At 73.2% G+C, this 14,432-nt stretch carries 11 protein-coding genes; 5 read left to right on the forward strand and 6 right to left on the reverse strand.

Annotated elements, in window-relative coordinates:
- Positions 1 to 61 precede the first annotated feature (61 nt).
- Positions 62 to 1,480, forward strand: coding sequence for a family 43 glycosylhydrolase (locus tag IE278_RS25965; protein WP_189775712.1), 1,419 nt, complete (start codon positions 62 to 64; stop codon positions 1,478 to 1,480).
- A 16-nt stretch (positions 1,481 to 1,496) separates the two neighbouring features.
- On the opposite strand, the gene IE278_RS25970 is transcribed toward IE278_RS25965, so the two are convergent.
- Entirely contained in the window at positions 1,497 to 2,381 is an 885-nt protein-coding gene (locus IE278_RS25970) for an EamA family transporter (RefSeq protein ID WP_189775713.1), read from the reverse strand.
- A gap of 119 nt (positions 2,382 to 2,500) precedes the next feature.
- On the opposite strand from IE278_RS25970, the gene IE278_RS25975 reads away from it, so the two are divergent.
- Complete coding sequence (locus IE278_RS25975; RefSeq protein ID WP_189775675.1) at positions 2,501 to 3,355, forward strand: LysR family transcriptional regulator; 855 nt, start codon at positions 2,501 to 2,503, stop codon at positions 3,353 to 3,355.
- 26 nt (positions 3,356 to 3,381) lie between these two features.
- On the opposite strand, the gene IE278_RS25980 is transcribed toward IE278_RS25975, so the two are convergent.
- From IE278_RS25980 to IE278_RS25995, 5 genes are all read right to left on the reverse strand, one after another.
- On the reverse strand, positions 3,382 to 5,562 hold the full coding sequence (locus tag IE278_RS25980; protein ID WP_246570651.1) for a bifunctional serine/threonine-protein kinase/ABC transporter substrate-binding protein: 2,181 nt from the start codon (positions 5,560 to 5,562) through the stop codon (positions 3,382 to 3,384).
- Positions 5,563 to 5,578: 16 nt separating this feature from the next.
- Positions 5,579 to 7,717 (reverse strand): bifunctional serine/threonine-protein kinase/ABC transporter substrate-binding protein, encoded by a 2,139-nt coding sequence (locus IE278_RS42465; protein WP_246570652.1) that lies wholly within the window; start codon positions 7,715 to 7,717, stop codon positions 5,579 to 5,581.
- Complete coding sequence (locus IE278_RS25985) at positions 7,717 to 8,619, reverse strand: hypothetical protein (protein WP_189775677.1); 903 nt, start codon at positions 8,617 to 8,619, stop codon at positions 7,717 to 7,719. The genes IE278_RS42465 and IE278_RS25985 overlap by 1 nt, the downstream gene beginning before the upstream one ends.
- A 238-nt stretch (positions 8,620 to 8,857) precedes the next feature.
- Positions 8,858 to 10,297 (reverse strand): sensor histidine kinase, encoded by a 1,440-nt coding sequence (locus IE278_RS25990; RefSeq protein ID WP_189775678.1) that lies wholly within the window; start codon positions 10,295 to 10,297, stop codon positions 8,858 to 8,860.
- A complete protein-coding gene (locus IE278_RS25995) occupies positions 10,294 to 11,013 on the reverse strand; it encodes a response regulator transcription factor (protein WP_189775679.1) in 720 nt (239 codons plus the stop codon). The genes IE278_RS25990 and IE278_RS25995 overlap by 4 nt, the downstream gene beginning before the upstream one ends.
- 228 nt (positions 11,014 to 11,241) lie before the next feature.
- Here IE278_RS25995 and IE278_RS26000 point away from each other — a divergent pair, with 228 nt between their 5' ends.
- From IE278_RS26000 to IE278_RS26010, 3 genes are all read left to right on the forward strand, one after another.
- Positions 11,242 to 12,528: a ferredoxin reductase family protein gene (locus IE278_RS26000; RefSeq protein WP_189775714.1), complete on the forward strand. Its 1,287-nt coding sequence runs from the start codon at positions 11,242 to 11,244 to the stop codon at positions 12,526 to 12,528.
- A 97-nt stretch (positions 12,529 to 12,625) separates the two neighbouring features.
- Positions 12,626 to 13,330: an FMN-binding protein gene (locus IE278_RS26005; protein WP_189775680.1), complete on the forward strand. Its 705-nt coding sequence runs from the start codon at positions 12,626 to 12,628 to the stop codon at positions 13,328 to 13,330.
- Positions 13,331 to 13,374: 44 nt separating this feature from the next.
- Positions 13,375 to 14,106: an FAD:protein FMN transferase gene (locus IE278_RS26010; RefSeq protein ID WP_189775715.1), complete on the forward strand. Its 732-nt coding sequence runs from the start codon at positions 13,375 to 13,377 to the stop codon at positions 14,104 to 14,106.
- The last annotated feature ends 326 nt before the right edge of the window (positions 14,107 to 14,432 follow it).

The following is a 14,432-nucleotide window of genomic DNA, read 5'->3' on the forward strand; positions in this document are numbered from 1 at the left end:
CCGCCGACCGTGGCGTGCCCCCGGGAGGAACACCGTGAGACGCACCATCGCAAGGGCGGCCATGGCCCTGTTCGTCACCCTGACCGCGCTGACCTCCGGTATCGCCGAGGCCGCCGCCCCCGCCTCGCCCGCCGTCACCTACACCAACCCCGTCGCCGAACAGCGCGCCGATCCGCACATCCACAAACACACCGACGGCTACTACTACTTCACCGCGACCGTGCCCGCGTACGACAGGATCGTGATGCGGCGGGCCACCACCCTCCAGGGTCTGTCCACGGCCGCCGAGACGACGATCTGGACCAAGCACGCCAGCGGTGAGATGGGCGCCCACATCTGGGCGCCGGAGATCCACCACATCGGCGGCAAGTGGTACGTCTACTTCGCCGCCGGGGCCTCGAACGACATCTGGAAGATCCGGCCGTACGTCCTGGAGACCAGCGCCACCAATCCGCTGACCGGGACCTGGACCGAGAAGGGGCGCATCGCCCTTCCCCTGGACACCTTCTCGCTCGACGCGACGACCTTCACCGTCGGCAGCACCCGCTATCTGAGCTGGGCGCAGAACGACCCGGCGGTCGGCGACGGCACCAACATCTATCTGGCCAGGATGTCCAACCCCTGGACCGTCAGCGGCGCTCCGGTCATGATCTCCCGGCCCACCCACGCCTGGGAGAAGGTCGGCCACACCGTCAACGAGGGCCCGGCGGTCATCCAGCGCGGCGGCAAGGTCTTCATGACCTTCTCCGCGAGCGCCACCGACAGCAACTACTGCCTCGGCCTGCTGACCGCCTCCGCCTCCGCCGACCTGATGAACGCCGCCTCCTGGGCCAAGACACCCGACCCGGTCTTCACCAGCAACGCGGCCACCGGCCAGTACGGGCCGGGCCACAACACCTTCACCACGTCCGAGGACGGCAGGTCCGACGTCCTCGTCTACCACGACCGCAACTACAAGGACATCAGCGGCGACCCGCTCAACGACCCCAACCGGCGCACCCGCTACCAGAAGCTGTACTGGAACGCCGACGGCACACCCAACTTCGGCATCCCGGTGGCCGACGGTGTCACCCCGGTCCGCTTCTCCTCGTACAACTTCCCCGACCGGTTCATCCGGCACTGGGAGTACCGGGCGAAGATCGAGCCGAACGTCACCAACCTCGCCGACTCGCAGTTCCGGGTGGTGACCGGTCTCGCCGGTACCGGAACCGTCTCCCTCGAATCGGCGAACTTCCCCGGTTACTACCTCCGCCACCGCAGCGACGGCGCGGTGTGGGTGGACAAGAGCGACGGCAGTACGGCGTTCAAGGCCGACGCGAGCTTCTACCGGCGGGCCGGTCTGGCCGACGCGGCCGCGGGCGTCTCCTTCGAGTCGTACAACCTCGCGGGCAGTTACCTGAGGCACTACGCGTACCTGCTCGTCACACAGCCCGCCGACACGACGACGGCCAGGGCGGACGCGACGTTCTACGCCGAGTAGCCCACCGGCGGGCGGTTCAGCGCCGGGACCTGGGGGCGGACGTGAGGACGCTGAGCGTGTTGGCGGCGACCACCGCGCCGACGGCGGCCCACTCCACCCACCCCAGGTTCTGGCCCAGGACGACCCAGCCGACCAGCCCGGCCAGTACCGGGTTGACGCTCATGAAGAGGCCGAAGGCCGCGGCGGGGACGCGGCGCAGGGTGAACATGTCCGCCAGGTACGGCACCGCGGAGGCGAGCACGCCTGCCGCGACGGCGTACCCCAGAGCCGTGGGGGTCGGCGGGTTCCGGAGCGCGAGGACGACGCCGACCGGCAGGAACATCAGGGCGGACACGGCCGCCGCGGCTGCGGAGCCCTGCGCTCCGGGGACCCGGCGGCCCACCGTGCGGTTGAGCAGGATGTAGGAGGCCCAGCAGACCGCGGCGAGCAGACCGAGGCCCATGCCGAGGTAGTCCGCCGACGGCTGCGGGCGCATCAGGGTGACGACGCCCGCCGCCGCGACCAGGGCGCAGCAGGCGTCGATCCGCCGGCGCGCGGCGGACAGCGCGATGGCCAGCGGGCCCAGGAACTCCAGGGTCACCGCGAGCCCGAGCCCGATGCGGTCGATGGCGGTGTAGAGGGACAGGTTCATCGTCCCGAACACCAGGGCCAGCAGCAGGACCGGCCACCACTGGTGCCTGGTGAACGAGCGCAGCGGGGGCCTGGCGACCGCGAGCAGGGCGAGGGCGGCCACGTACTGGCGTACCGCGACGACACCGAGGGGGCCGAGGACCGGGAAGGCCAGCGAGCCGATCGCCGCGCCCGTCTGATTGGACAGACCGCTGCCGAGCAGCGTGAGCAGAGCCGCCGGACGCCCGTGGCCAGGCTCCGGGGCCGTCGGCGACGTGGGTGCGTGCCGCATGGACGTCGGTGAAGGTGTGGACGTCGGCGAGGGCGCGGAGGCTGCGTGCATGTCCCGATGCTGCGCCGGTCGCGGGCATACGCAAAATGCATCGATCGATCCATCTATACGCTTGGGTCATGGATGTGGAACTGCGGCAGTTGCGCTGTCTCGTCGCGATCGTCGACGAGGGCGGCTTCACCGACGCGGCCATCGCCCTCGGTGTCTCCCAGGCGGCGGTGTCGCGCACCCTGGCATCGCTCGAACGCGCCCTGGAGGTAAGGCTGTTGAGACGTACCTCCAGGGAGGTGACCCCGACGGCGACGGGCCTGCGCGTGGTGGCGCACGCCCGGCGGGTGCTCGGCGAGGTGGAGGGCCTGGTCCGGGAGGCGGCCTCGGGCCAGTCCTCCCTGCGGATCGGATATGCCTGGTCGGCGCTCGGCCGCCACACGCTGGCCTTCCAGCGCGCCTGGGCCGCCGCCCGCCCCGCGACGGAACTGGAGCTGGTCCGCGCCAACTCCGCGACCGCCGGGCTGGCCGAGGGCACCTGCGAACTGAGCGTCGTACGGCGGCCGTTGGACGAGCGCCGCTTCGATTCGGTCATCGTCGGCCTGGAGCGGCGGCTGTGCGCCATGGCCGCCGACGACCCACTGGCCCGGCGCCGTTCGGTCCGGCTGGCCGACCTCGCCGGACGGGTCCTGCTGGTCGACCGGCGGACCGGGACCACCACGACGGAACTGTGGCCGCCGGACGCCGGCCCGGAGACCAGGGACTCCCATGACATCGACGACTGGCTGACCGCGATCTCCACGGGCCGCTGTGTGGGGATGACCGCGGAGTCGACCGCGCACCAGTACCCGCGGCCGGGGGTCGTGTACCGGCCGGTGCGGGACGCCGAGCCGATCGCGGTCCGGCTCGCCTGGTGGCGGGACGACCCGCCTCCCGCCGCGCCGGCGGTGACCGAACTACTCACGGGGCTCTACCGAGCGGGATGAGGCGGGCCCCACCGGAGCGCCCCGGATCAGCTCCCGCTCGCCAACTGGTCGTGGCGGCCCAGGTAGCGGAACCCGTCCCCCTTCGCCTGGTAGAGGAACCCGGCCTTCTCGCCGTTGAGTTGATGCCCCGGGCCCTCGTCGAACCGGATCTGCTTGGCGATGCCGTCATAGGTGAGGCGGAACAACCGGTCGGCGACCTGACCCGGGGTGACATCGGCGCCGTTCCCCAGATCCGTCAGGGTGCGGCTCAGCAGGCCCACCGCGTCGTACGCCTCGGCGGCCCACGGGGCCGGATCCCTGCCGTAGCGCGCGCGGTGCGCGGCGGTGAACTCCACGGCGGTGCGGGACTTCGCCGACTGCGCCCGCGTGTACGGGGCCTCGAACAGCCAGCCCTCCGCCGCCTCGGCCGCCTCGGCCAGGAAGTCCGGCCGCATCACGGGCTCGATCGTCGCCCGCGGTCCGGTGAACCCGGCGTCCGCCAGGGCACGGGCACAGGCCGCGCCCCGGCTCGGGGAGGTGCCCGCGTACACGACGGCCCGGGGCCGGGTGGCCAGCGCGGCGGCGACGACGGGCCCGAAGTCCGCGGTGCCCGCGGCGACGGTGTGCACGGTGGCCCTGCCTCCCCGGTCGCGCCCGGGCGGGATCTCGAGCAGATCGCGGGCGAGTCTCCTCGCCGTGTCGTCCGCCCGCCGGTCCTCGATGATCGCGGTACGCGTGACGGGGTGCACCCGGTGCAGATAGTCGAGGAGCGGCAGATGCCGGTAGGTACCGGGCGGCCGGGTCGGGCACAGGGTGCGCAGGTCGGTCGTGGACAGTCGGGCGGCGCCGATGTCGACCGACACCACCACCACGGGCAGGGACGCGGTGGAGTACGCCGATGACGCGGCCCGCGCGGTGGCCTCGGTCGTCGGGCCGATCACCGCGAGGACCGCGTCATCGGCGGCGATCTCGCGGGCCGCGTCCCGGGCCCTGTCCGGCTCCCCGCCGTCGTCGACGGTCCTGAGCGCGAGGGTGAAGGGCGCCTCGGTGCGGGCGTTGTGGGCGGCGACGGCGAGCCGCACCCCGCGCTCGTGCGCCGTGCCCGTCGCCCGCTGACTGCCGGTCAGGGCGGCGTGCAGCGCGAGGGTGCGGGTCGGCCGGGTGCGGGATGGGCCGCCGGTCGCCCGTGTACGACGTGTCAGCCAGACGGCGCCGGCGCCGGCGGCCGCCGTGAGGGCCCCGCCTGCGACGGCGAGGACGCGGCGCCGGGAGGGTGCCGAAGCCCTGTCGGACGGCGTGCCGGGGGCCGGGGCGCTCCGGCGGGGCGGCGGGTCGAGGGCGCGGGCGGACCGCTCGGCCACCAGCCGCAGCACCATGGGCGGCAGCCAGTCGCGCGGCCGGCTGGTGTCACCGCCGTGGGCGACGAGGACGTCACGCAGTTCCGCGGCCGTCGGACGGCGCTCCGCGTCCTTGGCCAGGCAGCGTGCGACCGCCTCGCGGACCGGCGGCGGGAGAGGCCCGAGGCCCGCGAGGTCGGGCTGCTCGTGCACGGTCCGGTACAGGACGGCCGCCGCGTCGCCGGTGCCGAACGGACGCCGCGCGGTCGTGGCGTAGGCCAGCACGCAGCCCAGCGAGAACACATCGCTCGGCGGGCCCGCCGGGTCACCGTGCGCCCGGGTCTGCTCGGGGGACAGATAGCCGGGGGTGCCGATCACCGCGTCCGGTGCGGTCAGCGCGGTGGCGAGCGCGCCGCCCGCGATGCCGAAGTCGATCAGCCGGGGGCCGTCGAGGGCGAGCAGGATGTTGCCGGGCTTGACGTCCCGGTGCACCAGACCGGCCGCCTGTATCCCGCTCAGCGCCTCCGCCATGCACGCGCCCAGGGTCAGGACGGTGGACGGGGGCAGGGCGCCGTGCGCGTCGACGGCCTCGGCGAGGGAGGGGCCGGGCACGAACGCGGTGGCCAGCCAGGGCGCGGGTGCCTCGGGGTCGGCAGCCGTCACCGGTACGACCCAGCGCGCGTCGAGCCCCGTCGCCAGCCGCGCCTCCCGGCGGAAGCGGGCACGGAAGGCGGGGTCGGCCGCGTGTTCCGCGCGGATCACCTTCACCGCCACGAGGGCCCCGGCGGGGCTCCGCGCCAGATACACCGTGCCCATGCCGCCGGAGCCGAGGCGGGCCAGCAGCCGGTGCCCGCCCAGCGCGTCGGGATCCTGCGCCGTGAGTGCCCGCATCACCCGGTGCTCGGGTTCAGCCGGACAGGCCGGCGGCACCGGCGTAGACGAACCGCCCGCCGTCGGCCCGGTAGCGGTGGACGCTGTTCGCCTGCACCTGGAGTTCCTTGTCGAAGGAGTAGGTGGTGAGCATGCCCTTGAACCGTGCCCGGGTGAGGGCCGCGGTGAGCTGGGCGCGGCTGGGCCGGGATCCCTTGGCGGCCAGTGCCGTGAGACGGTCGATGACCAGGCGCGCGGTGTCGTAGGCCTCGGCGGCCCAGACGTCCGGGGCGTTGCCGTAACGGCGCCGGTGCGCGGCGGCGAAGTCCCGGACGGGGGCCGCCTTGGGGGAGATGTACGGGGCCAGGACCTGCCAGCCGTCCGCGTGTTCGCCCGCCGCCGCGGTGAAGACCGTCGTCGCGGAGGACGGATCGAGGAAACACGGCCCCCGGAAGCCCTGTCGCGCCAGGGCCCGCGCCACCGAGCCGGCGCGTTCGGCGGTGCCCGTGTAGAACAGGCCGTCCACCTCGTGGTCGAGCATGTCGTCGACCACGACGGCGGGATCGGCCGCGGCGGCCGGTACGGCGCGGATGTACAGCTCGCCGCGCAGGCTCTCGGCCGCGCTCTGTGCGCTCGTGACCAGCTCCCAGCCCGCGATGCGGCCGGCCCGGTCGGCCAGCAGGCCCGGGCGGCGCACCCCTTGGGCACGCAGTCGGGCGATGGTGGCGAGCGCGGTGTACGCGGCGAGCGGCACGGTACGGAAGTAGCAGCGGGCCGGGGCGAGCAGGACGTCCTGGGCGGCGCTGAACGACAGCTCGGAGACGCTGAGCAGCGGCAGTCCCGCTCCCTCGTACACCTCCAGCGCGGCGGTGACGGACTCCGCGCCGGTGGGGCCGACGACGGCGAGCACATCGCGGTCACCGGTCAGGCGCTGGGCGCCGCGCAGGGCGTTCGCGCTCCGGCCGCGGTCGTCGACGACCTCCAGTTCGAGCGGGAACGGTCTCCTCCGGCGTGCCCGGTACTCCTCGACGGCCAGCCGCACGCCCCGCTCCTGGGCCCGCCCGGCCGTTCCGCGCGGCCCACTGAGGTCCGCGTGCAGGCCAAGGACCCAGGGGCGTCCCCCTCCGCCCGAGGCGGCCCCGCCGTCCTCGCGCAGCGCCGCCCACGCGGCGGTGCCACCGCCGGCGGCCAGCAGAGCGGCACCACCGGCCAGCAGGATCCGCCGCCGCGCGGGCGCCGGGCGTGCCTCGGCGGCGGACGCGGGGACCTGGGTCGGCTCGATGCCGGGCAGGGCCAGCATCTCGGCCGACCGGTCGGCGACCATCCGCACCACCGGGTCCGGCAGCCAGTCGACGGTTCCCGGGGGAGCGTCCTCCAGCAGGAGGGTGTCGACGTCGTCCGCCGAGGGCCGCGTCGTCGGGTCCTTGGCGAGGCAGCGCTCCAGCAGGTCCCGCAGCGCGGTGTCCTCGATGCCGTCCAGAGCGGGCCGGTCGTGCACCGTGCGGTACAGGACCGCGTCCACCGCGTCGCCGCCGAACGGCAGTTGGCCCGTGGCCGCGTACGCCAGGACACATCCCAGGGAGAACACGTCGCTCGCGGGGGTGACGGGCTGGGCCCGGGCCTGTTCGGGGGAGAGGAACCCGGGGGTGCCGATGACCATCAGTTCCGAGGTCAGCTCGGTCGCGTCGGCCGCGGTGGGGCGTGCGATACCGAAGTCGATCAGCCGAGGCCCGTCGGGGGCCAGCAGGATGTTGCCCGGTTTGACGTCCCGGTGCACGAGACCCGCGCGGTGCACCGCCCCGAGCGCCCGTGCCAGGACCTTGCCCAGGACCCGCGTCGCCCTGACCGGCAGGGGTCCGCAGTGGGCGACCGCCTCGGCCAGCGAGGGGCCCGGTACGAACGCCGTGGCCAGCCAGGGTGCCTCGGCCTCGACGTCGGCGCCCAGCACCGGCACCACCCAGGGGCTGCCCACCTGCCGGGCGGAGGCCGCCTCCCGGCGGAAGCGTGCCCGGAAGTCGGGCTCCTCGGCGTACTCGGGCTGGATCACCTTCACCGCGGCGAGGTCCCCGCCCGCGGCGCGGGCCAGGTAGACGACGCCCATGCCGCCGGCGCCCAGCCGTCCCAGCAGCCGGTACTCGTCCAGGTGCGCGGGGTCGGAGGCCGCCAACCGCTCCATCACGAACCACCCTTCGTACCGGGCTCGGTGTCCTGCCCCGTGTCGCTCCCGTCGCTCCCGATCTCCTTCTCCGCCCGCAGCATCACCCGTATCAGCGGGTCCTGGACGAGGGACTGGATCTCGTCCGCGGTGCGTCCTTCGCCGCCGCACGCGGACGCCGACATCACCACGGAACCGAGCGCGGCCTGCTGCCAGAAGTACGGGTACGGTCCGCCGCGGGTCTCGCTGCGGCACTCGCCGGTCTCCAGCAGGGAGTCGTCGAGATCGACGTTGCTGCCCTCGCCCTGCCCGAACGCGTACGAGCGCAGGTTCGTCAGCCGCTCACCGGGCCGCAGCACCTGTTCCCGGCAGCCGAGTGCCTCCTCCAGCATCCCGGCCTGCTCCCACGCGGCGTCCAGGGCGGTGCGGTGCACGGTGATCGTCGTGGAGAGCCGTACCGCCCCCTTGCCGCCGCTCTTCTCGGCGGGCAGCCAGAAGTACCGGGTCCGCGTGGCCAGCACGTCCTGCGGTGTCTCCTCAACCCGCCACACGCAGTTCTCCGCGAGGTCCGACCAGCGCCCCGGGGCGGCCTCGTAGGGGACGGCCGGTCGTACGTCCGCACCGAACAGGGCCGCGTCGGGGATCAGCCGGCCGATCACGGCCTGCCCCTGGGCGGCCGTCGTGGGGTACTTGGCCGGGTCGGTCAGCGCGTCGAGCGGTCCGGAGGCGGTGGCCGGGGCGTCCGTCCCCGTTCCGGGGGAGCCGTCGCCCCGTCCGCCCTCCTTTGCGTTCCCGCCCGCAGGGGACCGCGTGCCCGCAGGGGAGCGCTCGCCGGTGGAGGACCGCGTGCCCGGCCCGTCGTCGTGGTCGTTCTCGGTGGTGCACCCCGCGACGAGCACGGAGCCGACGAGTACGGAGTTCACCGCTGTAAGAATTCCGCACACCCGCAGTCCCCTCACCCGTGCCACATCCCCACCCCCATGCCCACGCCCCGAGGCCCGTACCTCGTACCCCTACCGATGCCGAGGCAGTGCCTTCCGGTTCCCGTCACCGGGACCGGGCAGCCGGGGGAGATCGTAGAGCCAGGAGGTGTCAACAGCCCATAGGGAAAGGGCAGTTGCCGAAGACTCGCGGGTCACCGGCAGTGGCCGGGTACGGCCCTCAAGGGGTGTCGCGGACCAACGGGATCGTCAGCGTGAACGTCGTCGTCCCCGGCCGGCTCCGTACGTCGATGGTGCCGCCGTGCGCCCGGACCAGGGAACGGGCCACCGCGAGGCCCAGGCCGCTGCCGCCGCGGTCCCTGCTGCGGGCCTTGTCGATACGGAAGAAGCGGTCGAAGACGCGCTCCTGGTCCGCGGCCGGGATGCCGGGGCCGGAGTCGGTGACCCGCACGACGGCCGCACCGGCCGTGACGGACACCTCCACGGCGACCTCCGTACCGGTCGGGGTGTGCACGGCGGCATTGGTGAGGAGGTTGTCGAGGACCTGCCGGACGCGCAGGACGTCGAGCCGCAGCCGCACCGGACCCGCGCCGGCCGTGACGGTCAGCGGATGGTCCGCGTGGGTCGCCCGGAACGCGTCCGCGGCCTGCCGGACCAGCTCCGCGAGGTCGGCGTCCTCCAGCCGCAGCGGCGCGTCCACCTCGGCCGCGTCCAGCCGGGCGAGCAGCAGCAGATCGTCGAGGAGCACCCCCATCCGGGCGGCCTCGGCCCGCAGTCTGGCCAGGTGTTTGTCCCGCTCGCCGGGCTCGTTGGCCGCCGCGTACTGGAAGAGGTCCGCGTAACCGCGTACCGACATCAGCGGCGTACGCAGCTCGTGCGAGGCGTCCGCGACGAAGCGGCGCAGCCGCTGCTCGGCCTCCGTACGGACGGCCAGCGAGTCGTCGATGTGCTCCAGCATGGTGTTGAACGCGGTACGCAGCTCCTCGACCTCCGGGCCGCCGTTGCCGCGGTCGGCGCGCACCGGCAGCCGGGCCGAGTCGGTGAAGTCGTGCGAGGTGATGCCACGGGCGGTGTGCGCCATGTCGCTGAGCGGCTGCAGACCCCGGCGCAGCACCGCGCGCCCGAACACCACGAGTCCGAGGAGCGCGAGGGCGAACGCGACGACCTGGACCGTGACCAGCTGGTCCATGGTGTCCTCGATGTCCTCCAGCGGCGCCGCGGTGACCAGGACGACACCCTGGCCGATCTTGCAGGCGCGCAGCCGGTACGCGCCCTCGTCCTCGATACGCGTGGTGTGGGACATCTCCGTCGCCCCGGCCCGGGCCAGTGACTCGGCGAAGGAGGTGAGCTCGACGGTGTCCTTCGGTACGTCACTTGGTCTGCGCAGGACGGCCGAGTCGCCCGAGACGTCGTACACCGCGGTGTACCAGCCGTAGTACGGCCGGCGCTCCACCGTGCCGTGTGCCTGGGCATCCTTGGACTGGGTGGTCTGGACGAGCTTCATCTGGTCGTTGAGCTGCCGTTCAAGGTAGTCCCGCATGTACGTCGACAGCGCGGTGCCGACCACGGCGAAGACGACCAGGGAGAGCACGCCCATGCCGAGCGCGAGCCGGGTGCCGAGGCGGAGCCTGCGGTAGGTGTCGCGGAGCCGGCCGATCACTCGGTGACCTGCCGGACGACGTAGCCGACGCCTCGGACGGTGTGGATCAGCTGCGGTTCGTCGCCCCTGTCGTCGCCGCTCACGTCGGTGTCGCCGTCGAGCTTGCGGCGCAGCCGGCTGACGACCAGCTCCACCACGTTCGAGCGGCCGCCGAAGCCGTACTCCCAGACATGGTCGAGGATCTGGGCCTTGGTGAGGACCGTCGGCGACTTGCGCATCAGATAGCGGAGCACCTCGTACTCGGTCGGGGTGAGCGTCAGCAGCCGCTCGCCCCGGCGCACCTCGCGGGTGTCCTCGTCCATCGTCAGATCCGCGACCGACAGCACGGACCGCTGGAAGGCGGGTCCCGCGCTGCGGCGCAGCACGGTCCGCAGCCGGGCCATCAGCTCCTCCACCGCGAACGGTTTGACGAGGTAGTCGTCACCGCCCCTGGTGAGACCCGCGACCCGGTCCGCCACGCCGTCCCGAGCGGTCAGGAAGACGACGGGCACCATCGTCCCGGACAGGCGCAGCCGGTCCAGCACGGCGAAACCGTCGAGCCCCGGCAGCATCAGGTCGAGCACCACGATGTCCGGGTGGAACTCGGCGGCGCGCCGCAGTGCCTCCTCGCCGGAGTTGGCGGTGACCGCCTCCCAGCCCTCGTAGCGGGCGACCGTCGCGACCAGGTCGGCGATGGGCGGGTCGTCGTCCACGACGAGAAGTCGTACTTTTTCCACGTGCCCATAGTGCTTCACGTGGCCGATCGCGCCATAGCCGAGGGCGGGCCGGGACCGGATCGATAAACACTTGAAAGTTCAGCGACAGGAAAACGACAGGGTTGCCGAGGCAGGCTCGGAGTCCCAGGACCCGCGTCAAGGGATCCGAGGACCCCGATCAAGGAGTTGCCGTCCGTGACGACTGTCCAGACGACCGTTCCGCCGCCGACCGCGGCGGTGCGTCCCAAAATGGTGGCCCGCGCCGGCCTGTACGGCGTGCTGGCCCTGAACGTGGTCGTGGTGACCGTGTTCTTCATCCAGGCCGGGTTCGCCTCGAACACCCTCATCGTGCTGGGCAGACTCGCCGGACTGTACGGCGCGCTGCTGATGGCCTTCCAGCTGCTGCTGGTCGCCCGGCTGCCGTGGTTCGACCGCCGCATCGGCATGGACCGGCTGACCTCCTGGCACCGCTGGGTCGGCTTCGGCCTGCTCTTCACCCTGCTCGGACACGCCGTGTTCATCACCTTCGGCTACGCCCAGTCGTCCTCGATGGACCCGGTGAACCAGCTGGTGGACCTCGGGCAGACCGTCGAGGGCGTGTTCCGCGCGATCGTCGCGCTCGGCCTGATCCTCGTGATCGGCGGCGTCTCGGCCCGCTTCGCCCGCCGCAGGCTCGCGTACGAGACCTGGCACTTCATCCACCTGTACACGTACGTCGCGGTGGTGCTGGCGTTCACGCACCAGGTCGCGGCCGGTACGACGTTCACCTCGTCGTCCGCCGCCACGACGTACTGGTACGTGCTGTGGGGCGTGGCGCTCGGCGCGGTGCTCCTGGGCCGGTTCGTCCTCCCGCTGTGGCGCAACCTGCGCCACCAGCTGCGGATCTCCGCCGTGGTGCCCGAGTCCGACAACGTCGTCTCCATCCACATCACGGGACGCGACCTCGACCGCCTGCCGGCCCGCGCGGGCCAGTTCTTCCTGTGGCGGTTCCTCACCAGGGACCGGTGGTGGCAGGCCAACCCGTTCTCCCTGTCGGCGGCCCCCGACGGCCGGTCACTGCGGCTCACCGCCAAGACGGCCGGTGACGGCACCGCCGCCCTCCGGCATCTCAAGGTGGGCACGCGGGTCTTCGCCGAGGGGCCGTACGGCGCCTTCACCGCGATGCACCGCACCCGCTCCGAGGCCGTACTCATCGCCGGCGGCGTCGGAGTCACCCCGATCCGGGCCCTGCTGGAGGAACTGCACGGGCACGCCGTGGTCATCTACCGGGTGGGCTCGGACCGGGACGCGGTGCTCTACGAGGAGCTGCGCGAACTCGCCCACGCCAAGGGCGCCGAACTGCACCTGGTGTCCGGTCCTGTCAGCCCCGACAAGCTCGCCCCGGCCGAGCTGGCCCGGCTCGTCCCGGACATCGGCGACCGTGACGTGTTCCTGTGCGGGCCGCCGCCGATGATGAACGCGGTGCTGGGCAGCCTGCGCGAGCTGGGCGTGCCCAAGCCGCAGATCCATTTCGAGCGCTTCAGCCTGGCGGGATGAGCGCCGTCGTGAGCGGGACCCGGATGACCGCGACCGCGACCGCGACCGGGACCCGGATGACCGTGCCCGTGTGCGGGACGAGGATGAGAGAGACATCGTGAAGCGAGCAATACCTGTCCTGGTGCTGAGTGTCGCGGGTCTGATCCCGGTGTGGCGCTACGCCCCCTCGGACGGCTCGACGACGACCACCGAGGCCTCGGCGCCCGCCGCGACGCCTTCCGCGCCCTCCTCCGGGAACGGCTCGTCCCAGGTGGTCAAGGGCACGACCGTGGACACCGAGAAGGGGCCCGTCCAGGTCGAGGTGACCTTCGACGGCGACAAGATCACGGCCGTGAAGCTGCTCCGGCAGCCGAACCATCCGCAGACCGAGGCGGCCGTGCCGAAGCTCGTCGCGTCGACGCTGCAGGCGCAGAGCGCCGACGTCGACACGGTGTCCGGCGCGACGATCACGAGCGACGGCTACCGGGAGTCGCTGCAGGCGGCCATCGACGCGCACGCCGAGTCCGCCTCGGCCTCCTCCTCGCCGTCCGCGTCGGCCGCCGCCTCCCAGGTCGTGGCGGGGTCCGCGGTGAACACCGAGAAGGGCACCGTCCAGGTCGAGGTCACCTTCGACGGCGACAGCATCGGTTCGGTACGCATGCTGCAGCAGCCGAACCATCCGCAGACCGAGGCCGCCGTACCGAAGCTCGTCGCGTCGACGCTCAAGGCGCAGAGCGCCGACATCGACGCGGTGTCCGGGGCCACGATCACGAGCGAGGGATACGTCGAGTCGCTGCAGGCGGCGCTCGACGCGAGGGGCTGATGACGATGGCCGTACCGAGCGTCGAGACCTCCGCGGCCGGCCTGGTGCACCGGGTCGAGCACATCATGGGGCTGCCCGTCTCCCTGCGGATCGAGGACGGTGTCCCGGCGCGGGACGCCGTCGACGCCGCGGACCGGGTGTTCGCCTGGCTGCGTGAGGTCGACGCGCGGTTCAGTCCCTTCCTGCCCGACAGCGAGGTGTCCCGGCTCGACCGGGGTGAACTGACGGACGACCGGCTGAGCCCGGACCTGGTCGAGGTCCTCGACCTGTGCGAGCGGTACCGGGTCGAGAGCGGCGGCGCGTTCCAGGTGCGGCTGCCCGGCCGGGGGCTCGACCCCTGCGCCATGGTCAAGGGCTGGGCGGTCCAGCGCGGCGCGGAGCTGCTGCGGGCGGCGGGGGTGACGACGTTCTGCCTCAACGCGGGCGGTGACGTCGTCGCGGCGGGGCGGCCCTGGCGGATCGGGGTACGGCATCCGGAGCGGGCCGACCGCGTGTGCGCGGTGGTGGAGGTCGCGGAGGGGGCGGTGGCCACGTCCGGACGGTACGAGCGGGGGGACCACATCTTCGACGGCCGTACGGGGCGGGCGGCGACCGGGCTGCTCAGCCTCACCGTGGTGGCGCCCTCGCTCACGGAGGCGGACGCGGTGGCCACGGCGGGGTTCGCGATGGGTGTGGAGGGGGTCGGCTGGGCGGCGGGGCGTGCGGGGTGCGAGGTGTTCGCGGTGGACGCGGGGCGGGGGGTGCTGTCCAGCCCCGGCTTCCCGAAGGCACCCTGAGGGCTCCGCCGGGGCGGACGCGGGTGTGGGGGTTGATGGGGGTTGCCCGCGCCGTTCCCCGCGCCCCTTAGGGGCGATGTGCGCTGGCCGGTCGATGGGTGCGGGTTGGTCGGGGCTGGCCGCGCCGTTCCCCGCGCCCCTTGAGGGGCGCGTGCTGGCTGCCCGCTGATGGGTGCGGGCCGTGGGGGTGGGCCGCGCCGTTCCCCGCGCCCCTTACGGGGGCGGGGAACGGTGTGACGCGCGGGCGCGGCTTTGGATGCGGGGGCGCCCCGTGTCTTTCAGGGGCGCGGGGAACTGCGCGCTCAGCTCTCACTGGGGTGCGGGGA

The sequence above is a fragment of the Streptomyces tauricus genome, from assembly GCF_014650955.1.
GTDB classification, from domain to species: Bacteria; Actinomycetota; Actinomycetes; order Streptomycetales; family Streptomycetaceae; genus Streptomyces; species Streptomyces tauricus.

What these genes read in the sequence shown, in the direction of transcription:
- IE278_RS25975 (WP_189775675.1), top strand. Translation starts at nt 2,501, where the DNA reads ATGGATGTGGAACTGCGGCAGTTGCGCTGTCTCGTCGCGATCGTCGAC.
- IE278_RS25980 (WP_246570651.1), bottom strand. Translation starts at nt 5,562, where the DNA reads ATGCGGGCACTCACGGCGCAGGATCCCGACGCGCTGGGCGGGCACCGG.
- IE278_RS25965 (WP_189775712.1), top strand. Translation starts at nt 62, where the DNA reads ATGGCCCTGTTCGTCACCCTGACCGCGCTGACCTCCGGTATCGCCGAG.
- IE278_RS25970 (WP_189775713.1), bottom strand. Translation starts at nt 2,381, where the DNA reads ATGCGGCACGCACCCACGTCGCCGACGGCCCCGGAGCCTGGCCACGGG.
- IE278_RS26000 (WP_189775714.1), top strand. Translation starts at nt 11,242, where the DNA reads ATGGTGGCCCGCGCCGGCCTGTACGGCGTGCTGGCCCTGAACGTGGTC.
- IE278_RS42465 (WP_246570652.1), bottom strand. Translation starts at nt 7,717, where the DNA reads ATGGAGCGGTTGGCGGCCTCCGACCCCGCGCACCTGGACGAGTACCGG.